Origin of the sequence: Streptosporangium amethystogenes (genome assembly GCF_000721075.1) — a bacterium.
Lineage (GTDB): Bacteria > Actinomycetota > Actinomycetes > Streptosporangiales > Streptosporangiaceae > Streptosporangium > Streptosporangium amethystogenes.
Genome location: NZ_JOEQ01000010.1, coordinates 44974 through 69098, shown reverse-complemented (window position 1 = coordinate 69098; position 24125 = coordinate 44974). Strand labels below are relative to the sequence as shown.

At 69.6% G+C, this 24125-nt stretch carries 22 protein-coding genes; 13 read left to right on the top strand and 9 right to left on the bottom strand.

What is annotated here, in order from left to right:
* Positions 1–13: 13 nt before the first annotated feature.
* Positions 14–466 carry a gamma-glutamylcyclotransferase family protein gene (locus tag IG98_RS0116275; protein ID WP_030912463.1) on the bottom strand — a complete coding sequence of 151 codons (453 nt, stop codon included), beginning with the start codon at positions 464–466 and terminating at the stop codon, positions 14–16.
* Positions 467–619: 153 nt separating this feature from the next.
* Between IG98_RS0116275 and IG98_RS0116270 the strand changes: the two genes are divergently transcribed.
* A complete protein-coding gene (locus tag IG98_RS0116270) occupies positions 620–2014 on the top strand; it encodes an NAD(P)H-quinone dehydrogenase (protein WP_030912461.1) in 1395 nt (464 codons plus the stop codon).
* A gap of 158 nt (positions 2015–2172) precedes the next feature.
* Positions 2173–3480, top strand: coding sequence for a hypothetical protein (locus tag IG98_RS0116265; RefSeq protein WP_051752204.1), 1308 nt, complete (start codon positions 2173–2175; stop codon positions 3478–3480).
* Positions 3481–3510: 30 nt separating this feature from the next.
* Here the strand turns inward: IG98_RS0116265 and IG98_RS0116260 are convergent, their stop codons facing one another.
* The 3 genes from IG98_RS0116260 to IG98_RS46930 form a co-directional block, all read right to left on the bottom strand.
* The gene (locus IG98_RS0116260) at positions 3511–4647 is read right to left on the bottom strand and encodes a hypothetical protein (RefSeq protein ID WP_030912456.1); all 1137 of its coding nucleotides are present in this window, start codon (positions 4645–4647) and stop codon (positions 3511–3513) included.
* Positions 4644–5159, bottom strand: coding sequence for a SigE family RNA polymerase sigma factor (locus IG98_RS0116255; protein ID WP_030912453.1), 516 nt, complete (start codon positions 5157–5159; stop codon positions 4644–4646). Before IG98_RS0116255 ends, IG98_RS0116260 begins: the two co-directional genes overlap by 4 nt.
* A 118-nt stretch (positions 5160–5277) precedes the next feature.
* Positions 5278–6474, bottom strand: a complete 1197-nt coding sequence (locus IG98_RS46930) for a pentapeptide repeat-containing protein (RefSeq protein WP_051752203.1) — start codon at positions 6472–6474, stop codon at positions 5278–5280.
* Between the two features lie 501 nt (positions 6475–6975).
* Here IG98_RS46930 and IG98_RS0116245 point away from each other — a divergent pair.
* Complete coding sequence (locus tag IG98_RS0116245) at positions 6976–7866, top strand: IclR family transcriptional regulator (RefSeq protein ID WP_030912449.1); 891 nt, start codon at positions 6976–6978, stop codon at positions 7864–7866.
* A gap of 16 nt (positions 7867–7882) precedes the next feature.
* On the opposite strand, the gene IG98_RS0116240 is transcribed toward IG98_RS0116245, so the two are convergent.
* Complete coding sequence (locus IG98_RS0116240; RefSeq protein ID WP_030912447.1) at positions 7883–8479, bottom strand: flavin reductase family protein; 597 nt, start codon at positions 8477–8479, stop codon at positions 7883–7885.
* Between the two features lie 250 nt (positions 8480–8729).
* Between IG98_RS0116240 and IG98_RS0116235 the strand changes: the two genes are divergently transcribed.
* The 7 genes from IG98_RS0116235 (at position 8730) to hsaA (ending at position 16434) form a co-directional block, all read left to right on the top strand.
* Entirely contained in the window at positions 8730–9599 is an 870-nt protein-coding gene (locus IG98_RS0116235; protein WP_030912445.1) for an alpha/beta fold hydrolase, read from the top strand.
* Positions 9596–11284 carry an FAD-binding protein gene (locus tag IG98_RS0116230; protein ID WP_030912442.1) on the top strand — a complete coding sequence of 563 codons (1689 nt, stop codon included), beginning with the start codon at positions 9596–9598 and terminating at the stop codon, positions 11282–11284. Before IG98_RS0116235 ends, IG98_RS0116230 begins: the two co-directional genes overlap by 4 nt.
* A complete protein-coding gene (locus IG98_RS0116225) occupies positions 11281–12315 on the top strand; it encodes a ferredoxin--NADP reductase (protein ID WP_030912439.1) in 1035 nt (344 codons plus the stop codon). Before IG98_RS0116230 ends, IG98_RS0116225 begins: the two co-directional genes overlap by 4 nt.
* A gap of 132 nt (positions 12316–12447) precedes the next feature.
* Positions 12448–13248, top strand: a complete 801-nt coding sequence (locus tag IG98_RS0116220; RefSeq protein ID WP_030912437.1) for a 2-keto-4-pentenoate hydratase — start codon at positions 12448–12450, stop codon at positions 13246–13248.
* A gap of 10 nt (positions 13249–13258) precedes the next feature.
* The gene (locus tag IG98_RS0116215) at positions 13259–14161 is read left to right on the top strand and encodes an acetaldehyde dehydrogenase (acetylating) (RefSeq protein ID WP_030912435.1); all 903 of its coding nucleotides are present in this window, start codon (positions 13259–13261) and stop codon (positions 14159–14161) included.
* 18 nt (positions 14162–14179) lie between these two features.
* Entirely contained in the window at positions 14180–15202 is a 1023-nt protein-coding gene (gene dmpG / locus IG98_RS0116210) for a 4-hydroxy-2-oxovalerate aldolase (protein ID WP_030912434.1), read from the top strand.
* Positions 15203–15258: 56 nt separating this feature from the next.
* Positions 15259–16434, top strand: a complete 1176-nt coding sequence (gene hsaA, locus IG98_RS0116205; protein WP_030912432.1) for a 3-hydroxy-9,10-secoandrosta-1,3,5(10)-triene-9,17-dione monooxygenase oxygenase subunit — start codon at positions 15259–15261, stop codon at positions 16432–16434.
* Positions 16435–16603: 169 nt separating this feature from the next.
* Here the strand turns inward: hsaA and IG98_RS0116200 are convergent, their stop codons facing one another.
* The 3 genes from IG98_RS0116200 to IG98_RS50550 are packed head-to-tail and all read right to left on the bottom strand — an operon-like array spanning position 16604 to position 18643.
* Positions 16604–16975 (bottom strand): nuclear transport factor 2 family protein, encoded by a 372-nt coding sequence (locus IG98_RS0116200; protein ID WP_030912430.1) that lies wholly within the window; start codon positions 16973–16975, stop codon positions 16604–16606.
* A complete protein-coding gene (locus IG98_RS0116195) occupies positions 16972–18516 on the bottom strand; it encodes an FAD-binding protein (protein ID WP_030912427.1) in 1545 nt (514 codons plus the stop codon). The genes IG98_RS0116200 and IG98_RS0116195 overlap by 4 nt, the downstream gene beginning before the upstream one ends.
* The gene (locus IG98_RS50550; RefSeq protein WP_169750124.1) at positions 18497–18643 is read right to left on the bottom strand and encodes a hypothetical protein; all 147 of its coding nucleotides are present in this window, start codon (positions 18641–18643) and stop codon (positions 18497–18499) included. Before IG98_RS50550 ends, IG98_RS0116195 begins: the two co-directional genes overlap by 20 nt.
* 445 nt (positions 18644–19088) lie before the next feature.
* Between IG98_RS50550 and IG98_RS0116185 the strand changes: the two genes are divergently transcribed.
* Positions 19089–19307: a hypothetical protein gene (locus IG98_RS0116185; RefSeq protein ID WP_030912424.1), complete on the top strand. Its 219-nt coding sequence runs from the start codon at positions 19089–19091 to the stop codon at positions 19305–19307.
* Between the two features lie 260 nt (positions 19308–19567).
* A complete protein-coding gene (locus tag IG98_RS0116180) occupies positions 19568–21067 on the top strand; it encodes an MFS transporter (RefSeq protein WP_084195395.1) in 1500 nt (499 codons plus the stop codon).
* A gap of 65 nt (positions 21068–21132) precedes the next feature.
* Here IG98_RS0116180 and IG98_RS0116175 read toward each other — a convergent pair whose 3' ends face one another.
* The gene (locus IG98_RS0116175) at positions 21133–22587 is read right to left on the bottom strand and encodes an MFS transporter (protein ID WP_051752199.1); all 1455 of its coding nucleotides are present in this window, start codon (positions 22585–22587) and stop codon (positions 21133–21135) included.
* A gap of 316 nt (positions 22588–22903) precedes the next feature.
* On the opposite strand from IG98_RS0116175, the gene IG98_RS0116170 reads away from it, so the two are divergent.
* The gene (locus IG98_RS0116170; RefSeq protein ID WP_084195413.1) at positions 22904–24037 is read left to right on the top strand and encodes a 3-ketosteroid-9-alpha-monooxygenase, oxygenase component; all 1134 of its coding nucleotides are present in this window, start codon (positions 22904–22906) and stop codon (positions 24035–24037) included.
* Positions 24038–24125 lie beyond the last annotated feature (88 nt).

The window sequence follows — 24125 nt, the reverse complement described above, 5'->3', positions numbered from 1 at the left end:
GCGGAAAACGGGCCTAGCCGCCCAGGGAGGTGCAGGGGCGGCCGCGCAGTTCCTTGACGTAGTCGTCGGGGGCGCCCGCGCGCTCGGCCGCCTCGGCCAGGATGCCGAGATAGCGGGCCGAGGGCAGCCCGCCCTCGTAGCCGTCGAGCACGTAGAACCAGGCCACGACCTCGCCCTCCATGGTCTGCACCCGGAGTTTGACCTTGTGGTAGAGGCCGCGAGCCGCGCCCTCCCACTGGTCGAGGGAGCTCTCGTCCCACTCGGGCACGTCATAGAGGACCACGAAGACCTGCTCTGCGGCGTCCTCGACGATGGAGGCGAGGGCGCCCTCCCAGCCGAGATCGTTCCCGCCGAAGGTCAGACGCCAGCCCTGGAGCCAGCCCGTCCCCCTGATCGGGGAGTGCGGGGCCCGCTGGGCCATCTGCTTCGGGTCCATGTTGCTGCCGTAAGCGGCGTAGACAGGCACGTTGGCCAACACTAATCGAAGATCCGCGAGACGCTCACCCAGCCTCGAAGCCACGCCGATGTCTCGTGGAATTACGACGGTTTTGGGGGACTTTCGTGCTTTGAGAGGGATGCCGAGCGATGGCCGGTCGCGCCATGCGGGAGAATGGGGTACGTGACGAGGATAGTGATCATTGGTGGCGGACCCGGTGGATACGAGGCCGCGCTGGTCGCCGCCCAATTGGGGGCCCAGGTCACCGTCGTCGAACAGGACGGCCCCGGGGGGGCCTGCGTGCTCACCGACTGCGTGCCCTCCAAGACACTGATCGCCACCTCCGTACGCAAGCAGGCGCTTCTCGACGCCAGCATGCTCGGCGTGCACTTCACCGGCGGTCCCGACGGGGACGTCGGCGGCGTCATCGCCGACATGCCGCTGGTCAACAGGCGCGTCAAGGAGCTCGCCAAGGCGCAGTCCGCCGACATCGCCGCGCGACTGGCCGCCGAGGGCGTCGAGGTGATCAAGGCACCGGGGCGGCTGGTCGACCCGCAGGTGGTCAGGGCCGGGGACCGGACGATCCGCGCCGACGTCGTCATCGTGGCGACCGGCGCCACCCCGCGCATCCTGACCGGCGCCGAGCCCGACGGCGAGCGCATCCTCACCTGGCGGCAGCTGTACGACCTGGAGGAGCTGCCCGAGCACCTCATCGTGGTCGGCTCCGGCGTCACCGGCGCCGAGTTCGCGGGCGCCTACCGCTCGCTGGGCTCGGAGGTCACGCTCGTCTCCTCCCGTGACCGGATGATGCCCAACGAGGACGCCGACGCCGCCGAGGTCCTCGAAGAGGTCTACCGCCGCCGCGGCATGAACGTCATGGGCCGCTCCCGCGCCGAATCCGTCAAGCGCACCGCGGACGGCGTGGTCGTCACGCTGGAGGACGGCAGGACCGCCGAGGGCAGCCACTGCCTGATGACCGTCGGCATGGTCCCCAACACCGCCGGGATCGGTCTTGAGGAGGCCGGGGTCACCCTCGACCGGGGCGGTTTCATCCAGGTCGACAAGGTCTCCCGCACCTCCGCCCCCGGCGTCTACGCGGCCGGAGACTGCACCGGAGTCCTGATGCTCGCCTCGGTCGCCGCCATGCAGGGCCGGATCGCCGTCTGGCACGCCCTCGGCGAGGCCGTGCAGCCGCTCCGCCTGGCCACCGTGGCCTCCGCCATCTTCACCGACCCCGAGATCGCCGCCGTGGGCATCGCCGAGCGGGCGATCGAGGCCGGCGAGATCGAGGCCAACATCGTCAAGCTGCCGCTGGCCACCAACGCCCGCGCCAAGATGCAGGGCTTCAACGACGGCTTCGTGAAGCTGTTCTGCCGCCCGCACACCGGCATCGTCCTCGGCGGCGTGGTGGTTGCCCCCCGCGCCTCGGAGCTGATCCTGGCGGTCTCGGTGGCCGTGCAGCAGCGCCTGACCGTCGACCAGGTCGCGCACACCTTCGCGGTCTACCCCTCCCTGTCCGGCTCCGTCACCGAGGCCGCCCGCCGCCTCATGCAGCCCATGACCCCCAGCGGCATCTGACCGGCCACCGGGACGCGGCGTACGCCGTCCACGACTCCGCGATGGTGGATCCACCGAGCCGATCACGCATGTGGTGTACGTCGGATCCCGCTCCGTTCGAGGCGTCGGCGCTTCCGCCGTTCCGGCTGTGCGACCGGGTGCCGGACTAAGATCGGTGGATGTCCAAGCCGCGGTCAACGACGCGTCGGGTGCTGGGCCGGGCGCGTCGGCTGGTCGCCGTCGTGGTCGGTGTCTGCGCGCTGGTGGGGGCGGTGCGGCTGGTCGTGCCCGCCACCGCGGGGACGGCCGGTGAACCGGCCGGGGTCCGGCGGCAGCTGACGTTCCTGCGCGCCGCGCTGGAGGGCGGGGCCGGTGACGAGGCACAGCGGCTGTTCCCCGAGGGGTACTTCTTCCTGCACGCGCTGTACGGCCTGAGCTGGGCCGAGATCGGCATCAGAGAACCGGCGGGCGAGCGGGCGGTGGCGCTCCGGGAGGCGCGGTGGGCGCTGGAGCGGCTGGAGTCACCAGCCGGCCGCGAACCGTTCAGCCCGGACCTCACCCCCTCGTACGGCGTCTTCTACCGGGGCTGGAGCAACTGGCTGCGCGGTCAGGTGCTGAGCCTGCAACCGGCCGGGCGGCGTGATCCGGGCGAGCTGCGCCGGTTCGCCGACGACTCCGCCGAACTCGGCGCGGCGTTCGACGCCTCGGCGTCGCCGTACCTGACGGCCTACCCGGGTCAGGCGTGGCCGGTCGACTCGACCGTGGCGATGGCGTCGCTGCGGCTGCACGACACGCTGCTGCCGGCCCGGTTCGCCCAGACCACCGAGCGGTGGCTGCGGGAGGTACGCCGGCGGCTCGATCCGCGCACCGGGCTGCTCCCGCACCGGGCCGACCCCGACACCGGCGAGGTCGCCGAGGTGGCCAGGGGCACCTCGCAGAGCGTCATCCACCGTTTCCTCATCGACATCGACCCGGCCTTCGCCGCCGAGCAGTACCTGCGCTTCCGGGACGCCTACGTCGTCTCGCCGCTCGGCCTCGGACCCGCCGTACGGGAGTACCCCGACGGCCTGGACGGTCCGGCCGACGTCGACTCGGGGCCGCTCCCGCTCGGGGTGAGCCTGTCGGCCACCGCGGTCACCCTCGGCGCCGCCCAGGTCCACGGTGACGCACCGCTCGCCGAGGCGCTGGCCGGCTACGGCGAACTGGCCGGTCTGCCGCTCGACACCCCGTGGACCAAGCGGTACGCCTTCGGCCTGCTCCCGATCGGCGACGCGTTCCTGGCCTGGTCGAAGACCGCACGGCCGTGGGTGACGCCCACACCGCCCCCGCCACCGGCGAGCATCTCGTGGTGGTGGCGGATACCGCTGCTGTCGCTGCTGGCCGTCCTCGGCGTCGCACCGTGGCTGCCCGCCCTGGTACGACGCCGTCGACTCGGCCGCGGAGCGCCGGGTGACCCCGATCCGCGGGGCCCCGGTTCGGGCACCTGACGGGAGTCGCCGATCCATGCGCCTTCCGGTCTACCCGACCATTCCCGGCAGGACACCGGAGGTCTCGGAGTCCAGGGTTCGCAGCTGTCTGGTCCTGCCGGTGTGGACGTCCAGCACGTACAGCGCCGGCGTGCCCGAACCGGAAAGTTCGGGTACGGCGAGCAGAGTCACCTCGGTGTCGCCCACCCAGCCGCCCAGGTAGGAGGGGACCAGCTCTTCCGGAATTCCCTGGATCGGCACCTCGGGGTTTTCGTGACCGCCGATGGCATCGATCGTGACGATCGTCCGAGGGCGCCTGAGCTCCGGCTTGGCATCGCGGTTCCGGGTCGAGCCGATTCTGGCCAGGGTGCGCCCGTCCGGGCCGAGGGCGCTGAAGCTGTGGGTGGCCTCCTTGATGGTGAGCGGCTCGTTTCCCAGGACCCGGATCCGGGTGGTTCCGTCGTACGGCATCACCTGCGTGACCGAGCCGCCGTCGTCGTCGACGCTCACCGGGAGCCAGGTGCCGTTCAACGTGGTCGTCTTGCCTTCCGCCACGTCGACCAGGACGCTGTACGGCTTGGATCTGCCGCCAAAGTTCGCATAGAGCAGGTGTAGACCGTTGGGAGACAGGCGTAGGAAGTTCTCACCGGCGAGCTCATTCTTGGAGATCGTGAACGGTGCCTTCCAGATTCGGCCACTCCGCAGGTCGCGTACCTCGAAGGTCTGCTGTTTCTCGCTGTAGTAGGCGATCCGCCGGCCGTTCTGCGTGATCGCCACCGGACCGAGCAGGACCTTCTTGTTCGTGTTCTTGAGGCCCAGTGCGGCGGTGAGCTTGTAGGTCATGCCGGAAGCGGTGACCACCCGCCACTGGCCGTCGACACAGTCCGTATCGTCGATCGTGGGAGGCGGGCAGAAGTAGGTGTAGGCGCGGGCCAGCGGTCCGATGTCCTTCTTCGGCAACACGGGGGCGACCGCGGGGACAGGCGTCAGCACGACGGGTCTTTCGCCGCGTAGACCGCCGTTGACCACGGTGACCATACCGCCCGTCAGCACCGCCACGGCGATGACCACGGCCAGTGCCATGGTGATGGCCCGCCCGCGCTTGGCCCCCTTGAGGGCACGGTCGGCCAGATCGATCTGGGGGGCCTCGTCGGCGATCCGGTGCAGTTCGTCGCGGAGCAGGTTCATCGGTGCACCTCCGTCGGTACGTCGGCGAGCAAATCGGCCAGTTCGGGAGCCAGGACGCGCAGGCGCGACAGGGCGTGGTGGGTCTGGCTCTTGACCGTGCCGAGCGAGCAGCCCATGAGCTGGGCGGTCTCGTGTTCGGTGCGATCCTCGAAGAAGCGCAGGACGAGCACCGTCCGCTGGCGCGGGGTCAGCCTGCCGAGCGCCTGGCGCAGGGCCAGGCGGCGTACGGTCGACTCGTCGTGCGACCGGCCGTGTTCGGGCAACGCGGCGCTCGGCAGCTCGACATGTTTTCGCCTGCGCCACGACAGGTGCTGGTTGACCAGCGCCTTGCGGGCGTATGCCTCGATGTTGCCGTTCCGGGCGAGCTTGGGCCAGCGGGAGGCGACCCTGGTGAGGACCGTCTGCAGCAGGTCTTCGGCAAGGTGGGCGTTTCCAGTGAGAAGGTAGGCGGTCCGCATCAACGACTGCTGACGGGCATGCACGAACTCCTGGAACCCCTCATAGCGGTCCATGCACTAAACAACTCCGCCGAGGGGCCGAAGGTTGGAAGCGGATGCCGGAATCTCCGGAGCACCCCGGCGTACGGCGACCGCCGCGCGCTCCCGATTGCCGCCGTCCTGCCGGACGGTGTCAGCGGACGCGGGAGCGGAGGCGGGCGAGGGCGGCTCTGCCGTCCTGGACGGCGCGGGCCACGAAGTGCAGTTCCTCCTCACGGCGGGCGATCGACAGGGCCTGCTTGGCGGCCTCGTAGGCGTCGAGGGCGTGCCGCCAGTCGTGGTCGGCGGTCATGCCGCCACGTCCGCTGACCTGGAACTCGTAGTCGAGCTGGTCGATCTCCTCGCCCAGCCGGGTGATGTCCTCCTCGGCGCCGCGCCGCACCACGGCGAACCGCGCGGCGCGGCGGGTCCGTTGCTGGGCGCTGACGCCCCAGGCCACCACGGTCAGTGCCAGGCCCACCGCGCTGAGCACGACCATGACGAGCCCCACGGACGGACCGACGCTTCGCGCGGGTTCCGCCTGTGGAGTGTCCGCCTCCTCCGCATCCTCGGGCTGGGAGGTGGGCAACGAGGTCGGCCGCGGGACGGTCAGGCCCGTGGGGGTGCCCTTGGCGCCGGTGAGATCGACGTCGTCGGCCTGGATGAAGGACGCCCCCTGGACCAGCGCGCCGGTGAAGTCGGCGCCGTCCAGCTCCGCCTGGGTGAACTCGGCCTCGCTCACGTCGGCGTACTTGAACGTCGCGTTGCGCAGGTTCGACTGGCTCAGTTTCGCCTCGCGGAGCTTGGCCCGAGTGAAGTCGGCCTTGCGGGCCTTGAGCTGACCGGGGGTGCTCTCGTCGAGGTCGGCGTCGATCAGCTTGGCGGCGGTGAAGTTGACCTGGGTCAGCTCGGCCCTGGTCAGCTTCGCCCCGGTCAGATCCGCGTAGGGGAACTCCGCCTGCCCGGCCTCCGCGTCGACCAGGATCGCGTCCCGCAGGTCGGCGTGGTCGGCGTGCATCTGGCCCAGCTCGGCCTCGGTGAGGTCGGCACCCCGCAGGTCGGCGTACTTCAGCCGGGCCTGGGTGAGATTGGCCTGCTTGAGCGAGGCGCCGCGCAGGATCGCTCCGGTGAGGTCCTTCTGGATGAGCTCCACGCCGTTCAGCTTCGCCCCGGTCAGGTTGGCGCAGCGCAGGTCGGCGGGGAGCGGGGCGCCTCTGGTGAAGTCCCTTCCCCGCAGGTTGGCACCCTGACCGGGCCTGCACGGCCCGGCCGAGGCCTGGGCGGGTGAGATCACCGTCCCCGACAGCGCGAAGATCGCGACAGCGAGGGCCAGGGGGATGGGACGACGCACGGGGAAGCCTCCTTTGCAGCGGCCCCGATCGTGTCAGTGGATCATTGCATTCCGCTAGATGCCCGCTTGCACCTTTCATCGCAGATGTTCGTCGTGTCGTAGCCAACGGGGGCGGCCCGGCTGGGCTGCCATCAGTGGGGCGCTCCGGGGTCCGTCTCAGCCAAACACGCTGCTGAGAGGCTCAAGCGCGGGGCTGGCTTACACAGGTTTGTTGCGGAGATATGACGGTGTTGTGTCCGTTGACGCACTTATTAGCTACATGTTACATATGGCATGAATCTGATTCGGCGCGCTGCCACGCTCCGCGGCGTGGCGAGCGGCTTCTCGCACCCCGGAGCTCCTCGCGGAAATCTTCCCGGAGTAGAGGGGGCGGGCTCTCGTGTCCCATGGGACGAACCGAACAAAAAGTATCATTCGGTGATCTTTCTCCATCTCTTCCCTGTTGCCCGTCTCGTTGCTACATTCCGAAACAAGAATTTATTTCAGTTTTGGGGAGATGTGATGACCGCTCTCTCTGAGCTTGGCCAGGCCGCGCCCGCGCGGCGAGAGCTCCCGCCGTCGATGGTCGAGCGGATGACGCTGATCATCGACGCGTTCGACGGCCGTTTCACCCATCTCACCCTGGAGGACGTGGCTCGGTGCACTCATCTGCCGCGCTCGACGGCGCATCGCATCCTTGACCAACTCGTACGACTGAACTGGCTGGAGCACTCGTCCTTCGGCTACAGCCTGGGCAAGCGGGCGCTAGGAATCGGCGGGGGTGACGGCAGCCACGGCGAGATCCGAGAGGCCGCCGCGCCGCTGCTGCACGACCTGCAGATGAGAACCAGGATGGTCGTCCACCTGGCGGTCCTGGACGGCTCGGAGGTCTTCTACCTGGACAAGGCCGGCGGGCGGTTCGCCCTGTCCGTGCCCTCCCGGGTCGGCGGCCGTGCCCCGGCGCACTCCACCGCGCTGGGCAAGGCGATCCTCGCCTGGCTGGAGCCCGAGCGGGTCGAGGAACTGGTCGGAGGCAAGGTCAGCCGGCTCACCAGCCGCACCATCGGCGACATCGGCACCCTGCACCAGGAGCTGAATCGCATCCGGCAGCGCCAGGGGCTGGCCTTCGAACGGGGCGAGAACGTCCCCAGCATCTCGTGTGCTGCCGCGGCGATCCGAGGCCACGAGGGCCCGGTGGCGAGCATCTCTCTCGTCGGCGACACCCGCATGCCGCTGGAGAACGTTGCCCCGCTGGTGGTCGACGCGGCACGGCAGGCCTCACTTGCCCTCTTCCCTGACCTGGACAACCAGCGGGGGCGATCCCGTCAAGCCGCCCGGGTGCCGGACCGCAACTGGTCGACGGAGACCATGAACCGATTGCTCACCATGGGCGGGAACGACGGCTGGCTGTGATCCGCACGGCCCGGCGTCATTCCCAAGCCCGATCCCAGTCCCACTGATCCGCCCAGCCCCACAGACCGGGAGCGAACAGCGCCTGTTCGGCGTCCGTCTCATGGTCGATGCCGAACCGCCCACGGAAGAACACCATGGGACGCCGCTCGGCGTCCCGCTCCACCTCCAGCACCCGGCCGATCACCACATCGTGATCCCCTGCGACGTGCACGTCGGCGACCTCGGCGTGGACGCGCAGGAGCACGTCGCGCAGCGCCGGAGTGCCCCACCGGGACAGCTCCCAGCCGAGCCCGTCGTACTTCCTGCCCTTGCTGGAGCCGAACCGGCTGCAGAGGTCGGACTGCCCTTCGCCCAGCACGTTCACGCTGAACCTCCGGGACTTCCTGATCCTCGGCCAGGTGCGGCTGCTGTGGTCGGCGCAGAAAAGGATCAGCGGCGGTTCGAGGGACACCGACGCGAACGCCTGGCACGCGAATCCCACCGGCTCTCCGCCGTCGATGCCGGTGATGACCGTCACGCCGCTCGCGAACATGCCCATCGCCTGCCGCATTTCCGCGGGATCGGGCGGAGCCACACCGGTGGAGTCCGGAGTGAGTGAGGGCTCGGCTGTCATGCGGTTCACCTCGGGTAACGTCGGGCGCCGCCCCGTCGGCGGCTTCGGGCAACGAAGTTACGGACCTCCGGCGGGCTTCACCGGGGCCGGATCCCGCTGAGCGGAAGGGGTACGGGGCGCGGCCCGGTGTCCCGGCCGATCCCGGGCGGAGGTGGGCCGGGTCTCACTCATCGGGAGGAACGACCCGCTCGCCGGCCCTCGCGGGCTACCTTCCCCGAAGCCGATACTCCGCGATGAACGGGACGGATGAATGCTTACCGAGCTGACCTATGAGTCGACGGCGCGGGAACTTGCGACCGACCAGGGTGTACTGCGCTACCACGAAGCCGGCGAGGGCCCGCCGCTGCTGCTTCTGCACGGCTCGGGGCCCGGGGTCACCGGATGGCGGAACTTCCGCGGCAACCTCGCGGTCCTGGCGGAGCACTTCCGCTGCCTGATCCTGGAGTTCCCCGGTTTCGGGGTGAGCGACCCCACCGGCGAACATCCCATGGTGGGAGGGCGGACGGCGGTGACCCGCTTCCTCGACGGGCTCGGGCTCCAGCAGGCCGACGTGATCGGGAACTCCATGGGTGGAGCCATCGGCGCCCAGGTGGCGATGGCCTACCCCGACCGGGTGCGCCGGCTGGTCACCATCGGCGGCATCGGCAAGAACCTGTTCAGCCCGGGCCCCGGTGAGGGCATCAGGCTGCTCATGGACTTCACCGAGGAGCCCACCAGGGAACGGCTCATCCAGTGGCTGGACTCCATGGTCTACGACCGCTCCCTGGTCACCGAGGAGCTGATCGAGGAGCGCTGGGCGCTGGCCACCGAACCGGCCACCCTGGCAGGGGCCCGCCAGATGTACGGCAAGGCGGCGTTCGCCGCCGGCGCCGCGGCCGCCGCGGCCTCGGACACCCCGCCGTACTGGGCGATGCTGCACAAGATCAAGGCCAAGACGCTGATCACCTGGGGCCGCGACGACCGGGTCAGCCCGGTCGACATGGCGATCCTGCCGATGCGGACCATCCCCGACGTCGAGGTGCACATCTTCTCCGACTGCGGTCACTGGGTGATGATCGAGCAGAAAGCCGCCTGGGAGAGCGTCGTGCTGGCCTTCCTCAGTAGGAAGGATGAGCGGTGAGTGGGTGGGACCACGAGTTCGACCTGGTCATCGTGGGCAGCGGCGGCGGTGGCATGACGGCGGCGCTGACCGCGCACGACAGCGGCCTGTCCGCGGTGGTGGTCGAGAAGGGCGCGGCGTTCGGCGGCAGCACCGGGATTTCCGGTGGCGGCATCTGGATCCCCAACAATCCCACCCTGCGGGCCGAGGGGCACGACGACAGCCGCGAGTCCATCCGCCGCTACCTTGATCTGCTGACCGAGCGCAGGGTCCCCGCGGCCCGGCTCGACGCGTTCGTGGACAACGGCCCGGCCGCGATGGAACTGCTCGGCAGGAGCAGGTGGATCCGGTTCTTCTGGACCAGGGGTTACGCCGACTACCACCCCGAGTTCGAAGGCGGCAGGCCGCTGGGCCGGTCGATCGAGCCGATCCCGTTCGACACCCGAAAGCTCGGCGAGGACGAGAAGTACCAGCGCCCCAACGGCATGAAGGGCCCGCTGGGCCTGTGGGTCACCAGCAAGGACTACCACGACCTGGCCATGGTCAAGCGCACCTGGAGCGGTCGCCGGGCGTCGATCGTCGCCGCCTGGCGGGTCTCGTCGAACCTGTTCCGCCGCCGCCACATGTCCACCGGCGGGCGCGCGCTCGTCGCCCGGCTGCGGATGGCGCTGAAGGACGCGCGGATCCCGTTGTGGCTGCGGACGCCGATGACCGAACTCGTCACCGACGAAAGCGGCGCCGTCACCGGCATCGTCGCTCGGCGCGACGGGAAGACCGTCCGGATCCGCGGCAGGTACGGGGTGCTGCTGGCGACCGGTGGTTTCGACCACAACCAGGAAATGCGCGACAAGTACCTGCCCGGTGGCGGCCGAACCGACTTCGGCATGGGCGCCACGGAGAACACCGGCGACGGCATCCTGGCGGGAGAGCGGCTCGGTGCGGCCCTCGACCTGATGGACGACGCCTGGTGGATGCCGGCCGTACGGCACCCGGCGGGGGCGACCATCCCGCTGGTGTCCGAGCGGTGCATCCCGCCGTCGGTCATCGTGTCGCAGCAGGGGCGGCGGTTCACCAACGAGTCCGCCCCGTACGTCAACTTCGTGCACGACCAGCTGGCCGGCGGGCACGTGCCCGTGTGGTTCGTGATGGACGCCAAGGCCCGGGCACGGTACCCGTTCGCGCAGATCCTTCCCGGGATGCCGATACCGGAGGCGTTCTACGAGCAGGGCGTGGCGTTCCGCGCCGACACGCTCGCCGAGCTGGCGGTGAAGGTCGGCATGCCCGCCGACGCGCTGACCGAGACCGTCGAGCGCTTCAACCGGTTCGCCAGGGCCGGCAAGGACGAGGACTTCGGCCGGGGCGACAGTGCCTACGACCGTTACTACGGTGATCCCACGCTGAGGAATCCGAACCTCGACGTGATCGACAAGGCGCCGTACTACGCCTTCCGCGTCGAGGCCGGCGACCTCGGCACCAAGGGCGGGCTGGTCTGCGACGAGCACAGCCGGGTGCTGCGCCCCGACGACTCGGTGATCGAAGGGCTGTACGCCACCGGGAACACCTCCGCATCGGTCATGGGCAACGAGTACGCGGGTCCCGGCGCCACCATCGGCCCCTCGATCGTCTTCGGGTACATCGCCGCCCGGCACGCGGCGGGGCGACTCCAGCCGGCTGTTTCCGTGACCAGGGAGGAGTGGGGAGCATGACCCAGCCGGGACCGCTGAAGGCGCGGGTCGTCGAGGTCATCCGGGAGACCTCCGACGCGCACTCGCTGGTGCTGGAGCCCGCCGATGGAGACCACACCCGGTTCGGCTACCGGCCAGGCCAGTTCCTCACCATCCGGGTGCCCACCACCCGCCCGGAGGGCGCGGCGCGCTGCTACTCCCTGAGCAGCTCACCGGTGTGCGACGAGAAGCTCAAGGTGACGGTGAAGCGCACCCGGGGCGGCTACGGGTCGAACTGGATCTGCGATCACGTCACCGAAGGGGACGTGCTGGAGGTGCTGCGGCCGGCGGGCACGTTCGTCCCCGCCTCGCTCGACGAGGACCTGCTGTTGCTCGCCGGCGGCAGCGGCATCACACCGGTCATGTCGATCCTCAAATCGTGCCTGCGCGGAGGCGCCGGCGCCGTCTCCCTCCTGTACGCCAACCGCGACGAGAACTCGGTGATCTTCCGCGACGAACTGGTCGCGCTGACCGCCGAGTACGGTGAGCGGCTGACCGTCGTCCACTGGCTGGAGTCGGTGCAGGGCCTGCCCAGCGTGGCCGGCCTGGCCGCGCTGACCCGGCCGTACACCGACCGGGAGGCGTTCGTCTGCGGCCCCGGCCCGTTCATGGACCTCGCCGTGAAGGTCCTCGCCGATCTGGGTGTCCCGAGGCGGCGGATCAACGTCGAGCGTTTCGAATCGCTGGCCACCGACCCCTTCGCCGGGCCCGGTGTCGCGGTCGACTCCTCGGGCCCCGGCAGCACGGTCGAGATCGAGCTGGACGGTGAGAAGAGGAGGCTGACCTGGCCGAAGGGCAACAAGCTCCTCGACGTGCTGCTGGCGGCCGGCGTGGAGGCGCCGTACTCGTGCCGTGAGGGGTCCTGCAGCGCCTGTGCCTGTGTGCTGCTGGAGGGCGAGGTCGCGCTGGAGCGCAACACGGTCCTCGACGAGCAGGACCTCGCCGACGGGCTGATCCTTTCCTGCCAGGCGACCCCGCTCAGCGAGCGTCTCAGGATCACCTACGACGAGTGAACCTCGTCCGCGTCAGAACTCTTTCGCTGAGGGGAACCGTCACGGAAACCTCGCGTCACCGTTGACCACCCCCATCCATCAACCGCCCGCACCGCCCAAGCGCGATGCGGGACACGAATTCGGGAGAACTGAATGCTGGAGGGAACGCGAAGACAGTCCGCGGCCGAACGGCTGTGGGAAGCCGAGCGGGATCGGGTGCCGATCGAACCGCTGACCGACGCATACCCGGACATCGGCGTGGTGGACGCCTACGAGATCCAGCTCATCAACATCCGCCGCCGTCTCGCCGCCGGAGCCCGGGTGTACGGACACAAGGTGGGACTCTCCTCCCCGGTGATGCAGCGGATGATGGGTGTGGACGAGCCCGACTACGGTCATCTGCTCGACACGATGGTGCTGTCGCGGAACACGCCGATCCGGGCTGACCGGTACTGCCACCCCCGGATCGAGGTGGAGATCGGATACGTACTCGGGGCGAGCCTTCCGGGCGAGGGATGCACCGAGGAGGACGTGCTCGCCGCCACCGAGTACGTCGTGCCGAGCATCGAACTGATCGACAGCCGCATCAGGGACTGGCGGATCCGCCTGGCCGACACCATCGCGGACAACGCGTCCTCGGCCGGTGTGATCCTGGGTGACGCCCGGATGAGCCCGGCCGACCTGACGGCCGCGGGCATGGACGTCGCCGACATCGAGGCCGTGCTCTACGCCGGTGACGCCGAGATCACCAGGGGCAACACCAACGCGGTGCTGGGGAACCCGACCACCGCCGTGGCCTGGCTGGCCAGGAAGGTGGCCTCCTTCGGAGTGAAGCTCGAGGCCGGGCACGTCATCCTCCCCGGGTCCTGCACCAGGGCGATCGACGCGCGCCCCGGAGACAACTTCCGTGCCGAGTTCTCCGGGCTCGGCTCCGTGACCGCTCGATTCGAATGAGGGTGACACAGTGACCAAGGCAACCGCCGCGATCGTCGGCTCGGGCAACATCGGGACCGACCTGATGTACAAGCTGCTCCGTTCCGACTTCATCCAGCCGCGCTGGATGATCGGCATTGATTCGGACAGTCCCGGGCTGAAGCGGGCGGAGTCCGCCGGCCTGATCGCCTCGGCCGAGGGCGTCGAGTGGCTGCTCGCCCAGGCCGAACGGCCGGACATCGTCTTCGAGGCGACCTCGGCGTACGTCCACCGGGAGAACGCGCCCAGGTATCAGGCGCTCGGCATCCCGGCCGTGGACCTGACCCCGGCCGCGATCGGGCCGGCGGTGGTACCCGCCGTCAACCTCGGGGCCCACCTCGACGTGCCCAACGTCAGCCTGATCACCTGTGGCGGGCAGGCGACGATTCCGATCGTGTACGCCGTCTCCCGAGTGACCGAGGTGGCCTACGCGGAGATCGTCGCCAGCGTGGCCTCTCCGTCGGCGGGCCCCGGGACCCGGGCCAACATCGACGAGTTCACCCGCACCACCGCGCGGGGCATCGAGATGATCGGTGGTGCGCGGAAGGGCAAGGCCATCATCATCCTCAACCCGGCCGAGCCGCCGATGCTCATGCAGGACACGGTGTTCTGCTCGATCCCGCTCGACGCCGACCAGGACGCGATCGCGGCCTCGATCAAGGATGTGGTCGACACCGTGGCATCGTACGTGCCCGGCTACCGACTGCGCGCCGAACCGCAGTTCGACGACCCCACGCCGACGAGCGGCGGGCTCGCCCGGGTCGCCGTGTTCATCGAGGTCGAGGGCGCGGGCGACTTCCTGCCGCCGTACTCCGGGAACCTCGACATCATGACCGCCGCCGCCGCCAAGGTCGGCGAAGGCTTCGCGCAGCGCATTCTCGCCGAGCGCTCCTAGTCACAGGGAGATCGATCCATGTCCTACAGCTCCGACCTCGACATCCGGATCACCGACTCGTCGCTGCGCGACGGCTCGCACGCCAAGCAGCACCAGTTCACGCCTCAGCACGTCCGGTCCATCGTCGCCGCGCTGGACGACGCGGGCGTGCCGGTGATCGAGGTCACCCACGGCGACGGGCTCGGGGGCTCGTCGTTCAACTACGGCTTCAGCCACACCCCGGAGCAGGAGCTGATCAAGGCCGCGGTGGCGACGGCGAAGCGGGCGAAGATCGCGTTCCTGATGCTGCCCGGCCTCGGGCTCCAGGACGACATCCGCGAGTCCGCCGACAACGGAGCGAGCATCTGCCGAATCGCCACCCACTGCACCGAGGCGGACATCTCCATCCAGCACTTCGGTCTCGCCAGGAAGCTCGGCCTGGAGACGGTCGGGTTCCTGATGATGGCGCACAGCCAGCCGCCCGAGGCCCTCGCCCGGCAGGGGCGGATCATGGCCGACGCGGGATGCCAGTGCGTGTACGTGGTCGACTCGGCCGGCGCGCTGATCATGGAGGAGACCGGCGACCGGATCGCCGCGCTCGTGGCCGAACTCGGACCCGATGCCCAGGTCGGCTTCCACGGCCATGAGAACCTCGGCCTCGGCGTGGCCAATTCGGTCATCGCCGTGCGGGCGGGCGCCCTCCAGATCGACGGCTCGACGCGAAGGTTCGGCGCCGGTGCCGGCAACACGCCCGTCGAGGGGTTCGCCGCGGTCGCCGAGAAGCTCGGCATCCGCACCGGCATCGACACCCTGAAGATCATCGATGCCGCCGAGGACGTCGTCCGCCCGATCATGGACGGCGAGTGCCTGCTCGACCGGCTGTCGCTCACCATGGGGTACGCCGGTGTCTACTCCAGCTTTCTGAAGCACGCCGACCGCCAGGCGAGGAAGTACGGCGTGTCGGGCGCCGAGATCCTCATCGAGGCCGGGCGCCGTAAGCTCGTCGGCGGCCAGGAGGACCAGCTCATCGAGATCGCGGTCGCCCTCGCGGCGGGGAGATGAGATTCGGTACGACGCACCGGAGTGAACGGCACGGGCCGGGCGAACGCGACTCTTCCGTGTCTCCCGCGGGTGACGAGGTCCTGGACGTGGTCCGCGCGCTGTTGCCGAAGATCGGGGAGCGGGCAGGCGCAGCCGATGTGAACCGGCGGGTGTCCGAGGAGACGATACGGGAGCTCATCCAGACGGGGGTCTTCCGGATGTTGCAGCCCAGGAGGTACGGCGGCACCGAGAGCGACCCCGTGAGGTTCTTCGAGGTCGTCCGGGAGATCTCCGCGGTCTGCGGATCCACAGGCTGGGTGGTCTCCGTGCTCGGCGTCCACCCGTGGCAACTCGCCCTGTTCGACGAGGCCGCGCAGGACGAGGTATGGGGGGAGGACCCGGACGTGCTCGTGTCCTCGTCGTACGCTCCCGTGGGGCGGCTCACCCCGGTCGAGGGTGGATACGAGCTCTCCGGCCGGTGGCGTTTCTCCTCCGGTTGCGACTACGCGTCGTGGGCAATGGTCGGGGGCCTGGTGGTGGAGAAGCAGGGCAGGCCGGTGGACTTCATGACCCTCCTCGTCCCCCGCGCCGACTACGTGATCGAGGATGTCTGGGACGTCATCGGACTGCGCGGCACGGCCAGCAACGACATCATCGTGAAGCGGGTGTTCGTGCCCGAGCACCGCGCCATGCGTAACTACGAGCAGGCACAACTGCGCGGTCCCGGCCAGAAGGTGAACACCGGCCCGCTCTATCGGATGCCGTTCGCGACCGTCTTCACCAACGCGATCACCGCTCCCGTCGTCGGCATGGCGGCCGGTTGCTACCGGGCCTACGTCACCGCGATGCGTGACCGGGTACGGCTGAGCCTGGGCGGCGGCCGGTTCGCCGAGGACCAGTTCGCCCAGGTCGCGGTGGCCCGGGCCGCTTCGGAGATCGACGCGGCGGTGCTGCAGACGGACCACAACGTGCGCGAGGTGTATGAGTACGCCGTCCGGGGCGAACGAATTCCGATGGAGCTGCGGCTGCGCGTCCGCAGGGACCAGGTCCGTGCCACCGAGCGGGCGGTAGAGGCGATCGACAGTCTCTTCAAGACCGCCGGAGGGAACTCGCTCGGCCGAGGCAACCCTATCGAGCGGGCCTGGCGGGACGCGCACGCGGGCAGCGTGCACGTCGCCAACGACGCCGAGCGCGCCCTGGGGATGTACGGCAAGGGCGAGTTCGGCCTGACCGTCGAGGACAACCTGGTCTGATGCCAACCGGTCCCGCCGGGCATCCCGGTGGGACCAGGACGGGCGGGTGGAACGGCCACAGGCCCGGCGCGATGCGCCGGGCCTGTGGCATGGACGGGTTCGACCTATGCGGCCGGGCGGTCCGCCCGACGGCGGAAGACGACGGCCCGGCCGGCCGCGCACCGAGGATTCACCGTGCCTCCCGCATGTCATCGCCGCTCCAGAACGCCCGCATGCTGGTGATCCTCTGTTCTTCGTCGAAGGTCATCACGTCGATCGGCTCGATCTCGAAGGTCCGGTCACCCCGCTCGATCCGTACCCGGAAGTAGAAGGCGGCGCTGTCGCCGGCGACGCGGACGGTCAGCAACTCCGTGTCCCGGCACGCGCCCTCGAGCGCCGAGTAGAACTCACGGATCGCGGCGCGGCCCCGGCGTGGCTCGCTGCCCACCGGGTCCTCCAGCGTCCCGTCCTCCGCGTAGCAGGACGCTATGTCGTCCGCGGTTCCGTTCGCCACCGCGTCCAGGTAACGGACGACGGCATCGTTGATCTTCCCGGCGCTCATCGGTCCTCCGTCCGGAGCCGGGTGGCGGCGCGGTAGCCGAAGACCATTCCGGAGCCGAGCGGGACCCCGGGGCCCGGGTAGGCATGCCCGGCGACCGAGGCGGCCGAGTTGCCGATGGCGTACAGGCCGGGGATCGCGTTTCCGTCCTCGCCGAGCACCTGCCCGTCCTCCCCGATCCGCGCGCCACCCTTGGTGCCGAGGTCGCCGAGCACGACCTGCAACGCGTGGAACGGGGCCCGCTCGATCGGGACGAGGGTGGGGTTCGAGCCGTCGCCGGACGCGAAGAACCGGTCGTATGGGTCTTCGCCCCGGTGGAAGTCGGTGTCCACGCCGGAGGCGGCGAACCCGTTGAACCGGGTGACGGTCTTGCCCAGCACGTCGGCGGGCACGCCGATCCGCTCGGCGAGAGCGGTGAGCGTGTCGGCGGTGCGCCACAGGCCGGCCGCCTGGAACGCCTCGGGATCGGGCGCGGGCTGGGACATCCCCGGCGCGTTGGCGAAGCGCCCGTCGAAGATCCACCACACAGGCAGGTGTGACACCCCGGTGGCGTGCCCCGCGCGGATCTCGTGGCCCATCCGGTCGTACGGCAGCGACTCGTTGGCGAACCGCTCGCCCGCGGCGTTCACGAAGATGCCTCCGCGCAGACCGAGGGTGAAGGCGGCGTGGCCGTTGGGGAACAGCACGGCCGGGCACCACCACGCCTCGTCGGTCAGGTCCGTCGCGGCGCCCACCGCCTGGAGTGCGGCGAGCGCGTCCCCGGTGTTCGATCCGGGCGCGGCCGACGACCAGTCCGCGCCGGGCAGGCCCTGTAGCTCGCGCCGCAACTCCGCGTTGCGCTCGAACCCGCCGGCGGCCACGATCACGCCGCGCTCGGCGCGGATCACCAGTGTGCGGCCCTCGTGCTTGGCCTCCAGGCCGACGACCCGGCCGTCTTCGACCACCAGCGAACGCATCCGCATTCCGGTCCGCAGCGTGGCGTTCCCGGTGCCGTCCAGAGCGAGCAGCAACCTGCCGATGAGGGCCTGGCCCCCGGTCAGCGTCTCCTGGTCCTGTGGCACGCCGAACTGGTCGATCGAGATCGGCGGGCGCACCTGACCGAGCCTGGCGCCCAGCAGGTGCGCCGACAGCGGCTTGGGGCGGATCCCCCGGCCGCCGGGAGTACGCCCCGGAGCCGCGAAGTAGTCCGGGAACGGCAGGTGCTCGAACTCCAGCACCGGGTCGCGGTCCAGGAACTCCACCAGCTCGGGCGCCGTCGAGACGTACGCCTCCTGCAGTGCGGCCGGTGTGCGGTCGCCGACGACGGCCCGGAAGTACTCCAGCCCCCGCTCCACACTGTCCTCGACACCCGCCTGGCACAGGATGTGGTTGCCTGGCAGCCACAGGCCCGCCCCGGAGTAGGCGCTGGTGCCGCCGAAGTACTCGGTCTTCTCCAGCACCAGGGTGCGTAATCCGCCCGCCGCCGCTGTGTAGGCTGCCGTCAGCGCGGCGCCCCCGGACCCCACGACGACGACGTCGGCCGTCTCATCCCACTGAACTGGCACTGATCTCCTCCAGATCGCTCGTGATGGCGGGCGGTTCGGCGGCCGTGCGGCCGGCGACCCGGCCGAAGGCGAGGGCGTCGGCGATGTGGAACCCGCCGTCCTTCGCCCAGCTACAGGTGGAGCTCACCGAATCGTCACTTCCGTCCGTATTGGCCCGCCGGAACCCGGGGTGTGGTCTTCCGGGTAACCGGACCGTAATCAACGGCTTCGCCGCGTTCCCGGGCCGATCCCGCTCAGCAGGACGCGCGGGGCAAGACCGGGGTGAGGGTTCGACCGGCGACGCGAACAGCCTGCCGATCACCGCTTCCGACCGGCCGCCAGGTACGGACGTCGCCGTGTGGATGAGATTTGTGTGACCGCCTTCTCACCACCGGGTCCCGCTCATTGGGATGCCCGACGTGATCTATGTCACCGGGCGCTTAGCGTCTGCGCCAGTGCACGACGCCGCTCATCGCAGGTGCTCGGTGAAAGGCACAGTCACCGGCGAACAGGAGGCCGAAAATGATGGTCAACGGTGTTGCGCCGTCGGCCGGTGCGTCCGGCGGCGCCCGGCCTGGGTGCAAGGACCGCCGGTGAGCGCGGCGAGGACGGCGCCGTACGCCTTCCTCAAGTTCGCCACCGGACCTGACCCCGCCGAGGGCAAGCCGACCGTCTACTGGGAGGGCTGGCTGGAGCGTTTCGACGGGCTCGTCGGCTGCGGCATCCCGTCCCGGGGGTACCGCAGCGGCACCTCACTGGGTGACGGGGCCTTCTTCGGCCGCCGCGCCGGCAGGTCCGCCGCAGCGGCCTGAACCAGACGGGCCGGTCGCGCCCCGCGCCGCCCCTGACCTCCCCGAGCCCCGGCGGCTCCCCACCGGGGCGAGATGACCGCACCCCCGTCGTGGGGGGCCCGCGGTCCGTCATCGACTGAGAGACGTGCGTGACACCGCGGTGTCCGCGTGGTGCCAAGGAGGAACAGCAACCCCCCGCCGGGACCTGAGCCACGAAGACGCCGGAGTCCGCGGCCACGCCGAGATTCATTGAAATATCACGTTTTTCTGGAGGCCTGACGATGAGTACGACAGATACGACGGCGGAGAGGGGCGGGTGGACCCCGCGGCTCGTCCTCTCCATGGTGACGATGGTCATGATCCTGGAGGGGACCGCGCTGGGGTACAGCCTGGTGACGACCGCGCTGCCGGCGATCACCACCCACTTCAAGACGGACCAGGGAGGCTGGCTCCTCACCGGCTTCATCCTCTCCGGGGCCGTCCTCTGCCCGCTGGTGGGGAAGCTGGCCGACATCCACGGTAAGCGGCGGATGATGATCATCTGTCTGCTGGCGAGCACCGTCGGCTCGGTCGTCGCGACCGTGGCGCCGACCTTCGGCGTGCTCGTCGCGGGTCGGATGCTGCAGGGCACCGTGCTGCCTACGATGTTCCTGAGCTACTCGCTGATGCGCGACGTGTACCCTCGGCGGATCCTGCCACTGGCCAGTGCGGTCGCGATGACCGGCACCGGGGTCTTCTCCATCGGCGTGCCGTTCCTCATCGGGTGGCTGCTCGACAACTGGGGCTTCCGTGGGCTGTTCGCCTTCGACGTGCTGTGGATGATCATCCTCACGCCGCTGCTGCTGCTCACCACCCCGGAGACGCGGCTCCGCGTCCCCTCGCGGGTCGACTTCCTGGGCGCCGGCATGCTGGGCTTCGGCCTGGGCATCCTGCTTCTGGGGATCAGCTCCGGAAACAGGTGGGGCTGGGGCTCGGTCGCCACGCTGGGCGCGTTAGCAGTCGGCCTGCTGCTTCTGGTCGGGTTCGTCAGGCGGTCGTTGAACTTCGCCCAGCCGATCGTCGACCTGCGGATCTTCGCCCGCCGGCCGATTCTGCTCGCCGCGGTGACGGCCGCCACCGCATACGGGTCGACCGCCATCACCGGTTCGATCCTTCCAATGATCGGCATGACGCCGGGCGCCGCCGGGCTCGGTTACGGCTTGGGGATGACCGCGTCGGAGTACGCGATGATCACCGCACCCCAGTCGGTGGCCATGGTGGTCATGGGCGTCGTCGTCGGCAAGCTGCTCAGCCGTGTGGGCGGCGCGACCATGATGAGGATCGGTCTGCTGCTCCTGCTGCTGGGCGGTCTTCAGCTCGGCTTCAACCACGGCAGCTACCCGCAGGTCCTCATCGCCGCCCTGCTGGTGGGCGCCGGGACGGGCCTGGCCTATGGCTCGATCCCCGGCATGGTCATCGCCGGCTCCCCGGCCGACAAGCAGGGCTCCATCGCCGGGATGGTGCAGGTGAGCTACAGCGGCTTCGCCAGTACCACACCGGTCATCCTGTTCGTCATCATGGGGGAGCTCGCGATGCGCACCCCGGACGGTGCCGTCCTGTACCCCGAGAACGCCATCACCGCGGGCGGAGTGTTCCTGGTAAGCCTGGTGATCGTCGGGCTGCTCCTCGCCTCAACGGTCCTGCGGATCCGCAAGCAGGATTCGATGATCGGCCAGGACTCGGATTCGCTGCTCGATCCGCCTGCGGTCACCGTGGCGGCGGGTCCGGACAGCGGACGCTGACCGCCCGGCGGACCAGGGGCAGCCGCTCCACCGATCTTCGGATCGGTGGAGCGGCTGCTCTTTTCTCACCGGGCCGTGGCGGTGCGAAGGGGGCGCTGCAGCAGGAACAGGACGAGGGCCACCAGCGCCGCGGCAGCGCCGGCGGCGGTGAACGCGTCGTAGGAGCCGCGCGGTACGAACGCGGCGCCGACGGGAATCGTCGTGACGATGCCGAACACCGCGCTGCTCACCGACATGCCGACGGCGCGGGCCAGCGAGTTGAGCCCGTTCGCGACGCCGATGTTCGCCTCCGGCGTGACCTGAAGGATCAGTGCGGGCAGGTTCGCCAGGACCATGGAGTTGCCGGCCGAGACAACGGCGATCACGCAGACGAGCACCCACAGCGATCCGTGTCCCAGCGGGATCTGGGCCGCGAACCCGGCGGTGGAGACCGCACAGCCCAGCGCGATCGTCACCCGTGGGGTGACGATCGCGCTCAGCCTGGCCGACAGCGGCGCCACCACCGCCGACAGCAGCCCTCCGGGCAGCAGGCATAGACCGGTCATCAACACCGACAGCCCGTGCCCGTAACCGGTCGACACCGGCGCCTGGAGACGTCCGACGATCCCGAGGAAGTTCGCGAACAGCGCGAAACCAATCAGGATCGACCCCCCGTTGATCGTGGCGGAGGAGCGGCTCAACGCCGCTCTGAGGTCGATGAGCGGAGCATGGCGGCGAAGCTCCACCAGGGTCAGCAGGCACCCGGACACCAGCGCCGCGAGGAAGGACGCGATGGTCAGCGCGTTCGTCCAACCCCACTCGCCACCGCGGTCGAGCCCGACCAGCAGGGTGACGATGAAGCAGGTGAGCAGCACCGCGCCGAGGAGGTCGATCCGCTGTGTGCGCTCGCGCCGGGGAGGCGCCGGGACCGCCAGCAGCAGGGCGGCCACCGCGACCGCACCCGCGACCGCCGAGACGGCGAACAGCCCGTGGAAGCCCCACAGCCGGGAGACCAGCCCGGCGGTCGGCAGCCCGAGCGCGCCGCCGATCCCCATCATCGCGCTGACGGAGGCGATGGCGGAGGCGCGGCGGTTTGGCTCCAGGACCACCCCCACCAGGCTCATCCCGAGCGGGATCGTCGCACTGGAGACCCCCTGGAGCGTCCGCCCGGCGATGAGGACGCCGATGTTGTCGCTCATCACGCACATCAGGGACCCGAGGATCATCGTGCCGAGCGCCACGATCATCATCCTGCGCATCCCGAACTGGTCGCCCAGCCTGCCCAGCACCGGGTGTGACACCGCGCCGGCGATGACCGTCGCGGTGACCAGCCAGGTGGCGACGGAGGGCGTGACCCCCAGGCGGCCGGGCAGTTCGGGCAGGACAGGGACGACCAGTGTCTGGTTGAGCGTGGTCACCAGGGTCGCGAAGGCGACGACGAGGACCACCCGCAACGGGTGCTTCACCACGGTGGGGGCCGGGTCCGGAGCGCGTGTCGAATCCCCGCTGCCGGGCCCGGTCAAGATCTGGTGAGTGGTCATATCGGCCTTCGGTCTCCTTCGTTCGCCCGGATCGGGTGATTTCCTTCGCCCGAATCGGTCGATCCCACGGTGTCGGTGCCCGGGATGCCCCACAACTCGTCCTCCCGGCGAGCGGGACGGGCTTTCTCACCGCTCGATCTCGACGAGAGACAGGAGACCGGAGACCGGTGTTTCGCGGAACGCGTTGCCATGACTTGCGAAACGAGGTCCCGGTCAGTGGGAAAGGGGCGGTGTCGCACACCGTCGGCTTCGCATGATGAGGATCCCGCGGACAGGGAGATTCGGCCCGGGCGCATTGGACGGCAAGGGAGACTTCATGACGTCGATACAAACTGCCGGTGACGACGAGATTCGTGTGATCGAGGCGGCCCCACCTCCGGCGCGTTATGCACGAGGCTGGCACTGTCTGGGCCTGGCGAACGAGTTCAGGGGCGGCAAACCACACAAGGTCGAGGCATTCGGCACCAAGCTGGTGGTGTTCGCCGACAGCACCGGCAAGCTGAACGTCCTCAACGCCTACTGCCCTCACATGGGCGGCGACCTCAGCCAGGGGGAGGTCAAGGGCGACGCGATCGCCTGTCCCTTCCACGACTGGCGCTGGGCGGGCAACGGCCGGTGCACCGGCATCCCGTACGCCCGCCGGGTGCCGCCGCGGGCACGCACCAGGACATGGCTGGCCCTGGAGCGCAACGCGCAGCTGTACGTCTGGCACGACCCACAGGGCAACCCGCCCCCGCCGGAGGTGACGATCCCGGAGATCGCCGGTGTGGACACGTCGGAGTGGACCTCCTGGACGTGGAACCGGATCAAAATCGAGGGCTCCAACTGCCGGGAGATCGTCGACAACGTGGTCGACATGGCCCACTTCTTCTACATCCACTTCGCGTTCCCGACGTACTTCAAGAACGTCTTCGAAGGGCACGTCGCCGCGCAGTACATGAACAGCCGGCCCCGTCCGGATATCCAGGTCGGTACGAACTACTCCGGTGACAGGACCGACGGGCGTTCGGAGGCGGCGTACTACGGCCCGTCGTACATGATCGACTACCTGTGGCACACCGTGGCGGGGCAGACGATCGAGTCCGTCCTGATCAACTGCCACTACCCGGTGTCGCCGACCAGCTTCGTGCTCCAGTGGGGCGCGATGGTCAAGAAGCCCCAGGGCGTCTCCGACGACGAGGCGCAGGCGATGGCGGCAGGCTTCGCGGCCGGCGTGGAGACGGGTTTCCTGCAGGATGTGGAGATCTGGAAGAACAAGGCCAAGGTCGACAATCCGCTGCTGTGCGAGGAGGACGGCCCGGTCTACCAGCTGCGCCGCTGGTACGACCAGTTCTACGTCGACGTCGAGGACGTACGTGACCCCGATCGACCTGGGGTGATTACCCGCGGCATTGGATCAGATATAGCTGCTGACCTGCAACGATGCGGCACATGCGGAAAACGGGCCTAGCCCGTCCCGGCCGATCGGCCGGGACGGGCCGGTGGTGGCGCCTCGCGACGACGCGCCACCACCGTCAAGAACGTCAGTGATCGCAACC